Below are 17,528 nucleotides of genomic sequence, written 5' to 3' on the forward strand. Positions count from 1 at the left end.
AATTAGCCCTCCGCAGTCGCTGTTTGAATAGTAAAGCGATCCACCAGCAACCCATCTTGCATGTGCATTTGACGGTCCATTTTCGCGGCTAACTCGTTATCGTGGGTAACCACCAAGAAAGCGATGTTCGATTCCTGGTTTAGCTCACGCATCAAATCGTAAATCGCCAATGCGGTATTGTGGTCTAGGTTGCCCGTGGGCTCATCCGCCAATACTAAATCCGGCTTGTTGACCAAAGCACGGGCAATGGCAACACGTTGGCGTTCGCCACCAGACAGCTCCGAAGGACGGTGGTCCATGCGGTGTCCTAGGCCAACTTTCTCTAGCAGAGCTTTTGCTTCCGCTTTTGCATCCGCGACTTTTGCGCCACCAATCAACAATGGCATCGCAACGTTTTCTACTGCGGTAAAGTCAGCCAATAAGTGATGGAACTGATAGACAAAACCAAGGTGTTTGTTTCGTAGTGCCGCTTGCTTGTTTGAACTTAGCGCAGACAAGTTCTGCCCTAGAAAATCCACTTCACCATGAGATGCATCATCTAAAGCACCAAGGATGTGCAGCAGCGTACTCTTACCTGAGCCAGATGAGCCAACAATAGAAACCAGTTCACCTTTGTCGAGATCAAAACTCACGCCTTTCAACACTTCCGTATCTAACGAGCCTTCTCGGTAGACTTTACGAATATCACGACATTCTAATAGCTTATTCATAGCGAAGTGCCTCAGCAGGTTTAACAGAAGATGCTCGGTAAGACGGGTAAACAGTGGCAGCTAGACTCAGAGCAATCGCCAGCACTACCACTAATAAAATTTGGAATGAATCAATCACGATTGGCAAGTGACCACCAAAGCTAAACAAGGCAACGCCTGCCGCTTCCAGAATGGCATTGAGATTGAGCGATAAAGCAACGCCGACCGCGCCACCAACAATCGCACCAATCACACCACTACTCGCGCCCTGCACCATGAAAATCGCCATCACTTGAGATTGCTTCATGCCTTGAGTTTTGAGAATCGCGACTTCCGATTGCTTCTCCATCACCACCATGATCAACGCAGAGATAATATTAAATGCCGCAACGCCAACAATCAGGCCTAGCATTAAGCCCATCATGTTCTTTTCCATTTTCACCGCTTGGAAAAGCTCGCCTCGCTGCGCTCGCCAATCGCTCCACTGCCAACCGTCAGGCATTGGTTTATCTGCAAACTCGGTCACCATAAATGGGTCAGAGAAGAATACGCGCCAGCCCGACACCGTATCTTTTGGCAAACGCATCAGCTTAGAAGCATCGGTCATATTGACGATCATGAGCTGGCCATCAACATCAGAGCCAGTATTGAAGATGCCCGCCACCGTAAAGTTACGTTGACTTGGGATTCGACCTAATGGGGTAAATTGCGTCGCATTGGTCACCATTAAGCGGACTTTGTCACCCATCGACACTTTAAGAGAGCGCGCCAAGCTGTGACCAAGGAAAACCTTATACTCACCCGCTTGTAGCGAGGATAAACGGCCAGCGATCAAGTGATTAGAAATAGGATCGCCAAGTTTAGGCTCGATACCAATCAAGTAACCAGCGGTTAGCTGCGCTGAACTTTGGATCACAGCCTCACCGCGAACAATCGGTTCAGGCGCAGCGATTGTCGACATGTTTTGGATAAATTGGGGCGCAGTCTCGCTAACGGGCGTTTTACCATCGTGCTGGGAAATCACCGCATGAGGAAGGACACCTAGGATGCGTTCCTTTAGCTGAGCCTCAAAGCCATTCATGACCGAAAGTACTGTCACCAACGCCATCACACCAATCGTGATACCTGCGGTCGACATGTAAGAAACGAATCGACTGAATCTATCCCCGGAGCGTCCCCGAAGATACCTTATGCCAATAAACAAAGAGATAGGATGATACATATAGGACAAACCAACTGGTTTTCTAATAATGGAGCCAATACTTAGCTAATTAATACCGGTTATCTTACCTTACTCTTACTATGAAGAAGACAAGATAATCGCTAAATTTGTCAACGACATGCAATAAGTCCATTTTTCTCTAAGAAAGTTCAGCCTGACAGAGCAAGGAAACTTGATAAGTTAAGTCAGTTAGCGATAATCAATGCCTTACCTTCCTCTTTCACTATAGGAAAGAGAAGTGCTCGTTTGGCAAAAGGACACTAAATATGACTGAGCAAGAATACTTCACCGTACACCACAACCTAACTATTAATGTTGAGGTGATGAGTGAAGATTACCTTTTGCCAAGTGAAGAATCATTTCTCGCAGAAATCCCTGCACCATTCATTGTGGCTAGCGAGTTTAGTCAACTGGATATGCTCGCTGATAGTGCCCGGTTAGAGCTACAGAACAAAGATCTTAAACACGTAATCAGCTTGTTGGATACGCAAAATTCAAAGCTTAATCTTTTGCTAAGCTTTATGCTTTCTCAGCAAGACGACCCCGCCCAGCGCTCTCAAACCACGCAATTTGGTGCCAGTCAATTAAGCTACCGCTCCAACCTTTTGGTAGAGGTAGGGCAATTGGTTCGGGTGAAGCTCTTCTTAGACCACCCAGCCGCTGCGATTTACTGCTACGCTCAGGTAATAGAATGCGAACCATCAGAACAAGGGCATCTGGTCACTCTCAAGTACAAATTACTTAGAGAAGCAGACCAAGATTTATTGATTAAAGCCGCGCTATACCAGCAGCAAAAACTACTCCGTCAGCGCTCACTAGAGCGAGATAACAAATAAGTACCATGACAAAAGCAACGATTCTCTCCGTCACGAATCCGTCTGAGCGTGGCGATAAAAAACAGCTGGGCAACCTACCCGGCGGAGCATTACCTATGGCAATCGCAGAGCTGGCGAAACAGCATGCTAGCCACTCTCTGCTTGTTGTACCAGATCCACAAATTGCGTTGAAGCTTCAAGCAGAAATTGAACAGTTCACCGATCAGCCAGTCAGTCTATTCCCTGATTGGGAAACGCTGCCTTACGATAACTTTTCTCCGCACCAAGAAATCATTTCTGATCGAATTGCACGCTTATACCAACTGCCAAACCAACGCAGTGGTGTAACTATCGTACCTGTCAGTACCATCTTACAACGCCAGTCTCCTCGCGACTTCTTGCTGCAACATACTTTGATGGTGAAAACAGGCGATCAATTCTCACTAGAAAAACTGCGTACTCAATTAGATAATTCTGGCTACCGTCATGTGGATCAAGTATTTGGGCCGGGGGAATACGCTAGCCGTGGTTCAATCCTTGATTTGTTCCCGATGGGCAGTTCCGATCCATATCGTATTGACTTCTTCGATGATGAGATCGATACCATCCGTACCTTTGATCCAGAAAATCAACGTTCGATCGACGACATTCAGCAAATCCAATTGCTGCCAGCGCACGAGTTTCCAACCACAAAAGAAGCAATCGAAGATTTTCGAACTCGTTGGCGTACGCAATTCGAAGCTCGTCGCGAGCCCGAGTCCATCTACATGCAAGTAACCAAAGGGACATGGCCTGCAGGTATCGAATACTGGCAGCCACTGTTCTTTGAGCACACAGAAACCCTGTTTGATTACTTACCAGATGATTCACAACTGATCGTTTATGGCGACATCGAAGCCGCTGTGGATACGTTCTTGAATGACGTCGACTATCGTTACGACCAAAAGAAAATCGATCCACTTCGCCCGTTATTAGCCCCTCATGAACTGTGGCTAAAAAAGGACGAGCTATTCAAGCAAATAAAGCAACTGCCTCAAGCCCTGTTAAGTCTAGATAAAGTTGTAAAACGTGCTGGTCGCCAAAACCTCGCAGTACAGTCTCTGGCTGAACTGGGTGTACAACAGCAGAACAAAGAACCACTTTCTCGTCTACGCCAGTTTAGTGAGCAATTCACAGGAAAAATCGTCTTTTCGGTAGAATCCGAAGGCCGCCGAGAAGCACTGACTGAATTACTACAAGGCATCAAAATTCGCCCTGTGGTACATGAATCAATTTACCAAGCCTTGGATTCCAAAGATCGATTCAGCTTGATCTTAGGCGCAGCAGAACATGGTTTTATTCACGAAGAGCTGAACTTCGCACTTATCTGTGAAAGTGATCTACTGGGCGATCGCGTAATTCAGCGTCGTCGTAAAGACAAAAAGACCGTCAACAGTGACACCGTCATTCGCCACCTCGCCGAGCTAAAACCAGGTCAGCCAGTGGTACACATCGACCACGGTATCGGCCGCTACATTGGCCTGCAAACACTTGAAGCCGGTGGAATGAAAACAGAGTACGTGACCCTTGAGTATCAAAACGATGCCAAGCTTTACGTTCCTGTGTCTTCATTAAACCTAATCAGCCGTTACTCAGGTGGTGCTGAAGAGAGCGCGCCGCTACATAAACTCGGTGGTGAAGCATGGGCGAAGGCTCGTCGTAAGGCCGCTGAAAAAGTCCGTGACGTGGCTGCCGAGCTTCTCGACGTTTACGCTAAGCGCGAGTTGAAACCGGGTTACAAGTTTGCTCTCGACCGTGGTCAATACGCGACCTTCAAAGCGACTTTCCCGTTTGAAGAAACTGATGATCAGTCGATGGCAATCAATGCTGTTCTGTCTGACATGTGCCAAGCGAAAGCCATGGACCGCCTAGTGTGTGGTGACGTAGGCTTTGGTAAAACAGAAGTCGCAATGCGCGCTGCATTTGTTGCTACTGACAACAGCAAACAAGTCGCAGTATTGGTGCCTACCACCCTGCTGGCACAGCAACACTTTGAAAACTTCCGTGACCGCTTTGCCAACTTGCCAATTCGCGTTGAAGTACTATCGCGCTTTAAATCGGCAAAAGAACAGAAAGTCATCCTCCAAGATGTTGCTGACGGCAAAGTTGATATCGTGGTAGGTACTCACAAGCTACTTTCTAGCGACATCAAGTTTAAAGACCTTGGGCTATTGATTGTTGACGAAGAACACCGCTTTGGCGTGCGCCAGAAAGAAAAAGTAAAAGCGATGCGTGCCGATGTGGATATCCTTACGCTTACCGCAACTCCGATTCCGCGAACATTAAACATGGCAATGAGTGGTATGCGCGACTTGTCTATCATCGCGACACCACCAGCCCGTCGTTTGGCAATCAAGACCTTTGTACGTCAACGCGAGGATTCCGTCGTTCGTGAAGCGGCATTACGTGAAATCATGCGTGGTGGCCAGGTTTACTTCCTCCACAACCAAGTCGAAACCATCGAAAAGACAGCAGAAGATCTGCAAAAGCTGATTCCAGAAGCGCGAGTGACCGTCGCCCATGGTCAGATGCGTGAGCGCGAGTTAGAACGCATCATGAATGACTTCTATCATCAGCGATTCAACTTGCTTGTCTGTACCACCATCATCGAAACGGGTATCGACGTTCCGACAGCCAACACGATCATCATGGATCGTGCTGACAACCTAGGCTTGGCGCAATTGCACCAACTTCGTGGTCGCGTTGGTCGTTCACACCACCAAGCATATGCTTACCTGCTGACACCGCATCCGAAAGCGATCACCAAAGATGCCATCAAACGTCTTGATGCAATTGCTTCACTGGAGGATCTTGGTGCAGGCTTCACTTTAGCAACACACGATCTTGAGATCCGTGGTGCTGGTGAGCTTTTAGGCGACGAACAAAGTGGTCAAATTCAATCAGTTGGCTTTACACTGTATATGGAGATGCTTGAACAAGCGGTTGAAGCATTGAAAGAAGGTAAAGAACCATCACTGGATGACCTGCTTCGCGAGCAGACAGAGATAGAAATGCGTATCCCCGCTCTACTGCCGGATGATTACATTCCTGACGTGAACACTCGTCTATCCATGTACAAGCGCATTGCAAGTGTTACTGATAACGAGGCTCTGTCTGAGCTAAAAGTAGAATTGATTGACCGGTTCGGTTTGTTACCAGATGCTGCGAAGAACCTTCTATCTGTCTCAGAACTGAAAATTGGGGCAGGAAGTCTCAAGGCGAAGAAGATTGAGGCGCATGATAAGGGGGGATTCATTGAGTTTTACCCTGATGCTGACATAAACCCAGCGTATTTAGTTAAACTCCTGCAATCACAGCCGCAAAAATTTGCAATGGAAGGTCCAACTAAGTTCAAGTTTAGCGTACCATTGACGGACCGACGTAAACGCATTCAGTTTGTTCAAGACTTACTGAATGATTTTAAACAGAATTTATTACCAACGAGCTAATAGTCGAATGAGAATACTGATCCCATTGTTACTTCTATGCGTTTCAATGCCATCTTGGGCTGCGCGTCAGTTTGATATTGAAGTAATTATTTTCAAGCGAGCAGTAGACGCAGAAAGCACCACTGAGTCTTGGCCAAATCAACTTCCAAAAATTGAGATGGATAATGTTGGCAGTTTAGAGAGTGATTCATATCGCCAAGCTAAAGGCGTTACTCTCCTACCTCGTTCAGCTTATCAATTAAACTCTCAGGAAGCCGCTCTACGTAACCACGCTGGTTTTAAAGTGCTTAAGCACGTAGCTTGGAGACAAGGCGACCGTGGTAAGGCAAGCGCTCCCGTATTTCGTATCGTAGGCGGCAAAGACTTTTCAGGAATATACAACTCTGATGGCAGCCAAAGAAACGGTAACGCTCTGTCTTTACAATCTGATGGTTACACTGAAGAAAGTATTACAGGACCACTATACGAGTTGGATGGAAAGCTACAAATTTACGTTCAGCACTATCTATTTGCAGAAACTACGATGGACATTAGAGAGCCAAGTGTTCGTGAAGTTCGTTTCGAGGCACAGCCTCTAGAAGAGCAATCAAAAGAGTTTGGTGAAGTTGAAGGGAATGTTCAAGTAGGAAACCTAGCTGAAATTTCACCTACAGTGACTGAAGAAACGTTCTTGAAGAGCTACCGTATGGATCAGAAGCGTCGTATGCGCAGTAGTGAGACTCACTACCTAGACAACCCATTAATGGGCATGATCATCCAAGTGCGTCGCGTTCAATAATCATTAAAAAATTAAAGCGTAGCATTTGCTGCGCTTTATTTTATCTAGAATCTAGCATGGAAGTTGTATTGGTTCATGAGCCCTGATTTTGAAATCATCACCCCTCGTTTAGCACTCAGGCTTATTCCTTCAGAAGAAGCACACATCCTACAACGTATACTGGCTGAGTCCCCTTCTCTGCACCATTGGCTCGATTGGTGTAATCAAGATATCACACTCAAAGAAGCCCAAGACTTTTTGCTGGCAACACGATTGAACTGGGTTAAGACAGAGGCTTTCGGTTTTGGTGTTTATGAACGTGAAAGTGGCAACCTCGTTGGCATGGCCGCTGTGAATGAGCTTTACCATACCTTCAATATGGCGAGTATTGGTTATTGGGTAGCGGACCGCTATCAACGCAAAGGCTATGCGCAAGAATCCATTCGCGCACTCGCGGAATTCTGTTTCGCCAAGCTCAATTTGACTCGCGTAGAAATCGTCTGCGATTTAGATAACACCGCTAGTCAGGCGTTAATTGAATCCATTGGAGCACAGAAAGAAGCGGTTGCCAGAAACCGTTTTATCTTCCATGGCAAGCCGAAAGATGGCGTAGTGTATTCACTGCTTCCTAGCGATTTAGAATAAAAAAAAGCCACCGATATACGGTGGCTTTTGTTTTGACCTTTATTTCGCTCTTTACCAAATCAGAGTAAAGAGCCAAATCATAAAGTATTAGTGTAGCTTCAAGTTTGGACGAAGTACGCGGTTGATACGGCCAACCAACATCATCAGGCCCGTCTTAATCACGCCATGCAGCGCCATTTGGTGCATGCGATATAGCGAAATGTAAACCACGCGAGCAATACGACCTTCAACCATCATCGAACCTTTGGTTAGGTTACCCATCAAGCTACCAACCGTAGAAAAGCGGCTTAGAGAAACCAAAGAGCCGTGGTCTTTGTATTCGTAAGCTTTAAGTTCACGGCCATTTAGCTTAGCAACGATATTAGTGAAGGCTTGGCTGGCCATTTGGTGCGCCGCTTGAGCACGTGGCGGTACAAAAGAGCCATCAGGCTGAGTACATTGTGCCAAGTCACCAATAACGAAGATGTCATCGTCACGCGTGGTTTGTAGCGTGTTTTTCACCACAAGCTGGTTGATACGGTTAGTTTCTAGACCAGCGATGTCTTTGATGAAATCAGGGGCTTTGATGCCCGCAGCCCATACCATGATCTGTGCTGGGATTTTCTCACCGTCTTTCGTCGTCAGACCGTCTTTATCCGCTTGCGTCACCATCGTAGCTGTGCGCACGTTTACGCCAAGCTTAACCAACTCTTGATGCGCCGCAGAAGAAATACGTGGTGGAAGTGCTGGAAGAATGCGCTCACCTGCTTCAACTAAGTTCACGTTTAGCTTGCTAGAATCTAAGTCGCCAAAGCCGTAAGTACGCAACTCTTTCACTGCGTTGTGAAGCTCGGCAGATAGCTCAACACCCGTTGCACCCGCACCAACAATAGCGATATCGACTGTGCCGTTACCGTTTTTCGCGTGCAGCTTTAGGAACTCATTGTTCATCTCGCTACGGAAACGGTGTGCCTGTTCAGGGCTATCTAGGAAGATACAGTTATCACGAACTCCAGGTGTGTTGAAGTCATTTGATGTCGAGCCGATAGCCATCACTAGAATGTCGTATTCTAGCTCACGGCTTGGCATTAGAAGTTCGCCATGCTCGTCTTTAAGCTCACTTAGAATGATCACTTTACGCTCACGGTCAATGTCTTGAAGACTGCCCATTTGGAAGTCAAAGCTGTGGTTCTTCGCATGAGCACGATAGCTCAATGCATCCACGCCTTCATCCAAAGAACCTGTTGCTACTTCGTGCAACAATGGTTTCCACAAGTGGCTCGCTTTACGGTCTACCAGTGTAATTTGCGCTCGGTTCTTACGACCCAGAGTGCGGCCCAGTTTGGTTGCCAACTCAAGGCCACCAGCACCGCCGCCTACAACGATAATGCGTGTCACAATGTTATCCTCTACAAAAATGAATATATGGGTTCAGCTCGATGCTGACTCACAATCACATTGCGGTCATACATCCAACCGATGAATTCTTTGGTCTCTAGAGGTGAGCTCACTTTTGGATAAATGCCGATACCATATTATTTATGCTTAATTACGGATTAACGGTTATCGGTTTACTTGCCTGATACACACGATCTCAGACAACAAATGGGCAAGTTTTTTACTCGCTCTCAATTTTTTTTGATATTTATCAAATTATTTTTACCAAGTTCATTATATAGAGCAATACTTTGATGGCAACAAAAATCCTTACTAGAGATACGGATTGGCTAATTTTCGTCTGCTTTACGGTATCGTTTTCGTGCCACAAAAGGTTAAATCAATAAATCAAGATGATAAATCGATACAAAATGTAAAATCTTGCAGAATCAGTGTCGTTCGTTTGAGCACGAGTAGAAACAAAAACAGCACTTCGAAAAGTGCTGTTTAAACAAGATAAGTTTGTTCTCTCTAGGGCAAGTTAGGCGTTTTTGAATGCCTTCATCGCTTGCAGGTGATGTGAGATCTTCTTGAATTTATGAGTTTGGGTTTCATCCCAAATGATTTCGTAGTGTTTATCCAGTTCTGCCGCGGTTTTCGAGTTGTCGTGGATTTCATCCTCTTTCGACAAAATCACCAAACAGCGATCCTTGTTTTTCGTACGAAACTGCTCGACACATTTGGTCGCAATGTCTTCGTACTCTTCAGGACGGTCAATACGCCCTGCCATTGTATTCTCTGGATGCAAGTTCGGGTTGAACATCACTTGCTTAATGCCGCAAAGAAAACCGATTCGCTCTGACCAATATGCACCTAGACCTACACCACAAATTAGAGGCTTTGGATCATCAGACTGGTCGATTACTTTAGATACTTCTTTGAGTAAATGCTGCATATCATGCTTAGGATGAAGTGTACTATAGTTGATGAAACGAACATCATCATCGATAAACTGAAGTTGAAGAACTTTTTCGTGGTTACCTGGGCTTGTACTATCAAAGCCATGCAAGTAAATAATCATTTGTACCTCTCCCTGTGTATATCTGGTACTTCACTTTAAACTACCACTATTTCCATGTGGTGAAAGCGACAAATGTCATTATGTCTCAAAACAGTGATCTTCAATACATAATGAGTCTTTAAATTCATTCGCACTGTTTAAGTATTGTTCATCACCCCATAACTTATAAGCCAATAAATACCACAACATAGCCATCATGAGTGTTCTCGGTTGCCATGCTTTTACGCCATCAATCCAAAGCTGAACATCTTCTATCTCTCGAATAGCACAGTAGCTCTCAACACCTTGAACAATTGGAGCCTCTGCCAATTGGAGAACCAATGTCAGGTCTAAACGCGGATCGGCTAATCCAGCATACTCCCAGTCAATCACTTTTACCCCTTCCTGACCTCGAACAAGATTGTAGCAACCAAGGTCAAAGTGACATAAAGAGACAGGCACAGGCGCAACAGACGGTTCAGAGCGCCACTTTTGGTATAGCTGCTCAAACTCAGTGTTCTCATAAACACCTTCCAACTGCATCCAATAATGGTCAACTCGTGAGATATATGAAAACGGCACCAAAGGAATTGCGCCAGCAGGATATTGGTGAATGCATGCAGCAATAGGTAACAGCTCTTTGAGTTCTATCCCCTTCCGAGTGAGCGTCTCTCCTTCTACCCACTCAACCAACAAGCCAAGCTCATGGACAAAAACAGGCTTTGGACCCAGTTGCAAAGGCTCTATAGTATTGAGAACTTGATACTCATTATGGCGAGAAATAGAAAAGGCCTTACACACAACACTGGCTGGTCGCCAGACATATGCAACACCCTCTGAAGTTTCCAATCGCCAACAACGATTAGTTAGCCCCCCAGTAACCGTTTGAACTTTTACTGGAGGGACAGCGAAGAAGCCGTCTAATACACTTAAACTCGGATCAAGTTGCTTTGCTTGTTGCCAAGAAAACCATGCCATTCATAACTTCTCCACTCAAATTCCTACTACCTTACTCAGTAAATAGTCAGGTATTGGGAAAGATTAAAGGCCAAATAAGCTCTTAGATTGCTCTTTACGAATCTCTGTTTCGTCCGCCCATTCAATAAGACCGGTTTCTAGATCCATCAAGCGCATCGTCATTTTGTAGTACACATCTTTGTCACTACCCGCGTTTTTCACGATGCTAGAAAGGTTACCGTAAAGCATGTATTGCGCACCCACCATTTTACCGAACTGAATCGCGGTACTCTGGTTCACAAGCTCATCATTATTTTGGAAGTTAAGTTGCTCACGGACAGACTCAACACGGTCCATATCTACGAAACGAAACTTACCAGAGTTTAGCATCTTAGTAGAGATAGTATCGGTGATAGACTCAGTATCAATGTGCTCACTCGTTTTATTTTTAATACGCTCTACAAATACGATTGGACGTTGGTCACGAGTAATCGCAGCAACAGATCCTGACATCATCATGCTATCAACCATTTCACCGGCTATTTTTTGTAAATCCGTAGAGCCAAAGTCAATCGTCGTTGTTTCTGTCGCCTGAGCATCGCCATATGAAACTTTATTTGAACAACCACCCAAAATGACGGCAAGACCTAAAAGAGCGATAATACTTTTTTTCATGAGAGTTCCTTAATTTGTATTTCTTACCAAGGTATCTCGACCTTAGTAAAGCAGCATAGCTGCCGAAAATGTGTTACTCGAACCGAGTTAGTTATCTTGTGCTTCGCGAATTTGTACGCGGAACTGAGTCCCGTTCGGATTTACTGTCACTTCGGACAAAGAGACTTGCTCAAAACCACGAACGATCATTTTTCGCCAAGGGCCAGCTTTCGTGTTTACTTCCAAACCAGTATTGTCATACCAGTAGAATCGGTAAAGAATGTGCTGGTCACCTTTGTAGTTACTGCTCAACTGCACAACACCGCGCGGACGGTCATCGACATAAGTCGTGGTAATGTTGTCTACCAATAAACGACTACCCAAAACATTGTCGTTAAAGAAAACCTTCTGTGTTTGACCATCAATTCGGATTCCGGCGGTGTTATCCGCACATCCCGCCAAACCAATGATCACAACCAAACCTATAAGCCATGCTCTCATTACAACCTCCCTAGTTGTTTATGCCAAACCGTGGAATGCAATCCCTGACGGGAAACCCATACCAATGTTGTCTGCTGTGCTGGCACTTCAAATTGATACACCTGATCTCCGACATTTAAGCTCTGCTTACCCGGACTCACAACCTTTGACGCGGTTTTCACCGTTCCTGGTAGGGTCTGCCAACTTCTGGTATCAGGTTGTTCAGTTAATGTGTTCCATACGTTGAAAAGAAGATTGCCTACATCATCACCTTTGGCGGCTTCTTTTCGAATTCTGTCTTTTGCCCAAACACGAATCGCTTGGCGAATCACAATCGTGGTTAGACGCTCTTGCAAATCGTTCTGTGCCATCGCATTCACGTCGGCTAATGTACTTGAAGGTAGCTTGTTACCATTCAGCGCAACATCACCAAAACGTTGCGTTCCGCGTTTCGGATAGTATGGCAGTGCAAGAGAATAAATTGCACCATCGCCTCGGCTGTCATAAATAGGCAAATCAATACGCCAACCTTGCAGTGCTTCCACCACACCTTGCTCATCAATCACAATCACGCGGCCTTGTGACTTGCTTAGCCCCGAAGGCGCTTTACCATAGCGCTTTTCCAACATACGCAGGTCTTGACGCATGCCAAGTTTCTTCGCCGCATACATCGTACTGTCAATGACTTGCTTGTTATCAGGCATCACGGCGAGTGCACGACGATAGTCTACGTACGCACTATTCAAATCTCTTGATGCTTCATAAAGCAGCCCTGAAAGGTAGAACAAGTAACCATTTTGTACTGAGCTGAGCTTTTTGCCTGCGTCTGGGTAGTTTGCTAATACGCTACCTAAGTTTGCTGACATACCTTGCTTCTTAAGATCCTTCTCAGCTCGCTTTAGTTCCCTTTCACGTGCTTTCTTCGCCGCCTCTTGGACTTGGTTTGCACGGCGCATTTCAACCAATGCCCCCTCTAGATCGTTCTTTTGTAGATAATTCAAACCTAGATACAAATGCAAGAAACCGAGCTCGTAGTCGGCGGGTTGGTATTCGTTTAAATTGTCGTTAACAGCCAGAGAACCCACACTGGTCGCTGTTTCCGTAACAGAGATGGTTGCGCGATCTTGTTGTTTGCGTACCGCACGATCGCTGTCTTCGAGTGCACTCAAGCTTGTTGGATAATCTTGTGCAAGAAATGAGATTCGACCTTGCTCAAAATTACCAAGTATATCGCCACCAACATCACTAGATTGCAGTTGCTCAGCTTTGGCATAATCACCAGCAACCACCGCTTGATAAACTTGTTTATTTTGGTCGCTATAGTGGCTGAACAGATTGCCAGCGGATAGGTTTGCACATCCTGTAGCAAGCAGGATCCAGCTCATCAATCCAAATAGCTTCACACCATGTTTCAAATTCATCTCCGCAAATGTGTATAGACGAGAAATCATGGGTGGAATTACCCACCCACTTTTACCCAATTAGCTCAGAACCATTGGGCCTAAAGGGCGCCCGCCCACTAGGTGCATATGGATATGGTAAACTTCTTGGCCACCATGTGAGTTACAGTTAACAATCAAACGGTAACCGTCTTCTGCAATGCCTTCCTCTTTAGCCAGGTTTTTCGCGACAGTGAACATACGCCCCATCATCGCCTCATCTTCTGCTTCTACGTCATTCGTTGTTGGAATCAGCTTGTTCGGAATGATTAGAATGTGGCTCGGCGCACGCGGGTTAATATCTCGAAATGCCGTTACTAAATCGTCTTGATAAAGAACATCTGCAGGGATTTCTTTACGGATAATTTTGCTAAAGATGGTTTCTTCCGCCATGGGTACTCCATTTATAAGGTGTGTAACCGCTTTAGTATGCGCCAACCCTAGGCTTAGCTCAATAAAAAACAGTGTTCACTTAACATTATCAATATAAGCTGTTACATAGAAGTTTTTTTTGTCGTGTGCGTCATAAAACGTGCGTCTCAAACTCAATACAATTCAGGGAATTTTGTTAATTTTTTAAGACATAACTATTTTTTTGTCTTGTTTCTGGGAGAGGACGCTAATTATGCGTGGGTCAGTAATTAAACGGATGTATGCAGGCTTTGCACTGATCATAATTCTGTTTGCCATCACGATTACCATTATGATGAGTGGGATGAGTGATATTCATAACAAGTTTGAAACCGTTTCAAAGAATTCATTACCACTGGTTTCGTTATCAAACCAAACCAGTGTTGAACTTCTGTCAGCCGATAAGTCTTTTAAAGACTTTCTCACAACAGAGAATAAGCAACGAATGGATGAGATGCGTCAGGAGTTTGCTAAATCTCAAGAACAGTTTACCTCTACGTTAGGGAAACTAGAGACAGCCAGCCGTATCTACCCTTCTTTGGCACAACCTTTCGCCCAGCTTAAAGAAATTGAGCAGAGCTATTTCTCTGAAGCTAAAGAAGCCATGGACAACTATGAGGCGATGTTTGCTGCACAAGAAGAAGTGCAGAAGTCCTCTCGTCGCTTCCAAAAGCTAAACACTGAACTGTCGGTTGGTATGAAGGAGTATATTGCCGATCAATCGAGTATTTCAGTTAAAGTCATGGCCAAGAGCTATTTCATTAAGCTAAAAGACGCCGAAGTGATCACTTCAGATGCCTTAGCCAGCAATAACCCCGAGTTCGTAACTAAAGCTGTCGCGAAAAACCGTAAAGCGGTAACACACTTAAACTACGCATTCCGTGGCCTCGCTACGCAATTACCAGCTTTAAAAGATGCGTTTGGTGAATCCGTTGAACAATTTACTCGCGATGTGGGCCAACGAGGCGGGGTACTTGATCAGCATAATAGTTACTTAACCGCTCGTTCAGCTCTGTACGACAACATCGCCAACCTAGCCACTAAAGTAGATACAACAATGGGTATCCTCGAGCAATTTACCACAACAGCAACGGATAAATTGGAAGAGTCACTGTCAGAGGCTGGAAGTATCTACTCGAATGGTGTTACTAAAGCCATCGTTATCGCTGTTGTTGTCGTTCTGTTTGCAACCGCCATTGGTTACCACATTGCACATAGCGTACGTGAACCATTGACTCGTATTCTAAAGGTGCTAGAAGGCCTCACTGAAGGCGATATGACTCAACGCATTGATAATCGTTACAACAACGAATTCAGTCGTGTCAGTGGGCATATCAATACGCTAGCAGACAGCTTACACAACATTCTTGTGAAGCTAAACGACGCTTCTGACAACCTTTCCAATACTGCTTCTGAAAATGAACAAACTTCATCAGAGGCACAAATGCAGTTGAATAATCAACGTGAGCAAACAGCGAACGTAGCAACCGCAATGACTGAGATGTCTCATTCTGTTCAGGAAGTCGCTCAAAGTGCACAAGGTTCACTAGAAATGGTGCAGCGAGTAGAAACGGCTTCTGATCAAGGTAGAAATATCATGAACAGCAATATTTCTACTATCAATCAACTTGAGACGAGACTAAACGAGTCTGTATCGGCTGTTGCAGAGTTGCAAAAAATGAGCGGTCAAATTGGCTCGATCTTGGATGTAATTCGTAACATTGCTGAACAAACAAACCTACTTGCACTAAACGCAGCTATAGAAGCAGCGCGAGCAGGTGAACAAGGACGTGGATTTGCAGTCGTTGCTGATGAAGTACGTGTTTTGGCCTCTAAGACCACTCAGTCGACGACTGAGATAGAATCCATGATCAGCAATCTTCAAACGAGCTCACAATCAGCAAGCCAAGTCATTGAGAGTTGTATGAGTGACATGGAGATGTCGGTTGAACAAGCATCCAAAGCCAACAGCTCGATGGAAGAAATTCAAGCGTTAATCATCGAAATCAGTCAGATGAGCACACATATATCGCAAGCAGCTGTAGAGCAGAGTGAAACCTCTGCTGACATTGCTCGAAATATCGAAGACATCAATAACATTGCAGATAAGAGCTACCATGCGATGGCAAGCATTGCTGCGACGAGTGAATCACTAACGCATTTAGCTCATCAGCAAAATGAATTGGTACACCGCTTCAAGCTATAGATTAAGATATAATTTGTAACGATTTTAGATACCAACTGACTCTACAAGGGCGACTTTTTATAAGGTCGCCCTTGTTTTTTATTGACCTTGTCTACATATGGTTATTATGGCTTGCTCATCCCTTTTACTTTCTCTTTTCGAGCAAGCCAAATAAGAAGGAAAACCTATGGCTGTTCATGTTGGTATTATTGACCAAGACCCCGTTAGATTGGTCACTCCTCTATTGGATAATCGCACTGTCAGTACCCATATCGTCTTTATCGGTGATAAGAGTCAAGCTGACATCTATGAGCGACTGAGTGCCGTGTTGGAGCAGCGAGAAATTACGTCCGAGTTTTTTGAAATTCCTTCTGTTGTAAACACTTCTCTGATTAAACAATCGATTCATAAATTGGCAAAAGACCTCCATGACCGAGGCGAAGAAGTAAAGCTGAACGCAAGCTGTGGCCTTCGTCACCGATTGCTTTCTGTGTATGAAGTCTTCCGTACGTACCGTTGGCCAATCTTTGTGGTAGAGCCAAATAGTGACAAGCTTTGCTGGCTATATCCTGATGGCAAAGAAGACAGCCAAGTAGAAGACCACATTACGATTTCTGACTACCTTACAATTTTCGGTGCTCGAGGCGAATTCCACCACGTTGACCTCCCTCCTCAGTTAGATCAAAAACTGTATGAACTAGGCGAACGTTGGGCTTCCAATGCCCTTGAACTTGGCCCTGGCCTTGCGACTCTAAACTATCTTGCAACCACCTGCCGTAAAGAGCAAAAATTGGATGTAGAGCTCTCTGAGAAGCAACAAGGCTACCGTGAACTGAACATGCTACTAACCGACTTGGTTGAAGCTCAGATTGCTACGTATGAAAATGGCATTTTGACATTCGCTGATGAAGACGCCCGCCGCTTTTCAAATGGTGAATGGCTAGAGACCTTAGTTCATAGCACGGTTAAGCAGATTCAAGATACGATGCCAACCATCCAAGATCGTTCATTAAACGTTCAAGTCTATCGCAAGCTAGGTGAAAGTGAGGTTCGTAATGAACTGGATGTTGCGACCGTAGTAAACAACAAACTGCACATTATCGAATGTAAGACTAAAGGTATGCGTGATGATGGTGACGATACCTTGTACAAGCTTGAATCACTGCGTGACCTTCTAGGTGGCCTACAAGCACGTGCTATGTTGGTTAGCTTCCGTCCGCTACGCCATAATGACATCACACGCGCTGAAGACTTAGGCTTGGCACTTATCGGTCCAGATGAGCTGAAAGATCTGAAGACACATCTTAGTGCATGGTTTGAAGCCGCCGGCGGTTCTGACGAAATCTAATCGTCGATACCAATCAAAAAAA

Annotated in this window: 15 protein-coding genes; 6 read left to right on the top strand and 9 right to left on the bottom strand. The window is 45.2% G+C overall.

The features are described from left to right. Positions 1–2 precede the first annotated feature (2 nt). Positions 3–710 (bottom strand): lipoprotein-releasing ABC transporter ATP-binding protein LolD, encoded by a 708-nt coding sequence (gene lolD, locus KIV41_RS02610; protein WP_285335614.1) that lies wholly within the window; start codon positions 708–710, stop codon positions 3–5. After that, on the bottom strand, positions 703–1,911 hold the full coding sequence (gene lolC, locus KIV41_RS02615) for a lipoprotein-releasing ABC transporter permease subunit LolC (protein ID WP_071235725.1): 1,209 nt from the start codon (positions 1,909–1,911) through the stop codon (positions 703–705). The genes lolD and lolC overlap by 8 nt, the downstream gene beginning before the upstream one ends. A 266-nt stretch (positions 1,912–2,177) precedes the next feature. Here lolC and KIV41_RS02620 point away from each other — a divergent pair, with 266 nt between their 5' ends. From KIV41_RS02620 to KIV41_RS02635, 4 genes are all read left to right on the top strand, one after another. After that, the gene (locus KIV41_RS02620; RefSeq protein WP_010447134.1) at positions 2,178–2,747 is read left to right on the top strand and encodes a PilZ domain-containing protein; all 570 of its coding nucleotides are present in this window, start codon (positions 2,178–2,180) and stop codon (positions 2,745–2,747) included. 5 nt (positions 2,748–2,752) lie between these two features. Then, positions 2,753–6,214: a transcription-repair coupling factor gene (gene mfd / locus KIV41_RS02625; protein WP_252041785.1), complete on the top strand. Its 3,462-nt coding sequence runs from the start codon at positions 2,753–2,755 to the stop codon at positions 6,212–6,214. A 7-nt stretch (positions 6,215–6,221) separates the two neighbouring features. After that, positions 6,222–6,992 carry a peptidoglycan binding protein CsiV gene (locus KIV41_RS02630; RefSeq protein WP_082038728.1) on the top strand — a complete coding sequence of 257 codons (771 nt, stop codon included), beginning with the start codon at positions 6,222–6,224 and terminating at the stop codon, positions 6,990–6,992. Positions 6,993–7,067: 75 nt separating this feature from the next. Next, on the top strand, positions 7,068–7,616 hold the full coding sequence (locus KIV41_RS02635; protein ID WP_038883814.1) for a GNAT family N-acetyltransferase: 549 nt from the start codon (positions 7,068–7,070) through the stop codon (positions 7,614–7,616). Positions 7,617–7,703: 87 nt separating this feature from the next. On the opposite strand, the gene KIV41_RS02640 is transcribed toward KIV41_RS02635, so the two are convergent. The 7 genes from KIV41_RS02640 to hinT all read right to left on the bottom strand — a co-directional run bounded on the left by KIV41_RS02640 (position 7,704) and on the right by hinT (position 13,955). After that, entirely contained in the window at positions 7,704–8,993 is a 1,290-nt protein-coding gene (locus KIV41_RS02640; RefSeq protein WP_005431677.1) for an NAD(P)/FAD-dependent oxidoreductase, read from the bottom strand. A gap of 520 nt (positions 8,994–9,513) precedes the next feature. Next, positions 9,514–10,053: an alpha/beta hydrolase YcfP gene (ycfP, locus tag KIV41_RS02645; protein ID WP_038882762.1), complete on the bottom strand. Its 540-nt coding sequence runs from the start codon at positions 10,051–10,053 to the stop codon at positions 9,514–9,516. Between the two features lie 78 nt (positions 10,054–10,131). Next, entirely contained in the window at positions 10,132–11,010 is an 879-nt protein-coding gene (gene thiK / locus KIV41_RS02650; RefSeq protein ID WP_285335615.1) for a thiamine kinase, read from the bottom strand. Positions 11,011–11,073: 63 nt separating this feature from the next. Beyond that, the gene (lpoB, locus tag KIV41_RS02655; protein ID WP_038882760.1) at positions 11,074–11,664 is read right to left on the bottom strand and encodes a penicillin-binding protein activator LpoB; all 591 of its coding nucleotides are present in this window, start codon (positions 11,662–11,664) and stop codon (positions 11,074–11,076) included. 87 nt (positions 11,665–11,751) lie between these two features. Continuing rightward, positions 11,752–12,144 (bottom strand): YcfL family protein, encoded by a 393-nt coding sequence (locus KIV41_RS02660; protein WP_010447119.1) that lies wholly within the window; start codon positions 12,142–12,144, stop codon positions 11,752–11,754. After that, the gene (locus KIV41_RS02665; protein WP_082038746.1) at positions 12,144–13,538 is read right to left on the bottom strand and encodes a COG3014 family protein; all 1,395 of its coding nucleotides are present in this window, start codon (positions 13,536–13,538) and stop codon (positions 12,144–12,146) included. The genes KIV41_RS02660 and KIV41_RS02665 overlap by 1 nt, the downstream gene beginning before the upstream one ends. A 66-nt stretch (positions 13,539–13,604) precedes the next feature. Continuing rightward, positions 13,605–13,955: a purine nucleoside phosphoramidase gene (gene hinT, locus KIV41_RS02670; protein WP_045389338.1), complete on the bottom strand. Its 351-nt coding sequence runs from the start codon at positions 13,953–13,955 to the stop codon at positions 13,605–13,607. A gap of 232 nt (positions 13,956–14,187) precedes the next feature. Between hinT and KIV41_RS02675 the strand changes: the two genes are divergently transcribed. Further along, positions 14,188–16,179, top strand: coding sequence for a methyl-accepting chemotaxis protein (locus KIV41_RS02675; protein WP_045389342.1), 1,992 nt, complete (start codon positions 14,188–14,190; stop codon positions 16,177–16,179). Positions 16,180–16,345: 166 nt separating this feature from the next. Next, the gene (locus KIV41_RS02680) at positions 16,346–17,506 is read left to right on the top strand and encodes a DUF1887 family protein (RefSeq protein WP_010447109.1); all 1,161 of its coding nucleotides are present in this window, start codon (positions 16,346–16,348) and stop codon (positions 17,504–17,506) included. Positions 17,507–17,528 lie beyond the last annotated feature (22 nt).

The sequence above is a fragment of the Vibrio sp. D401a genome (genome assembly GCF_030248515.1).
In the GTDB taxonomy this organism is placed as follows: Bacteria; Pseudomonadota; Gammaproteobacteria; order Enterobacterales; family Vibrionaceae; genus Vibrio; species Vibrio rotiferianus.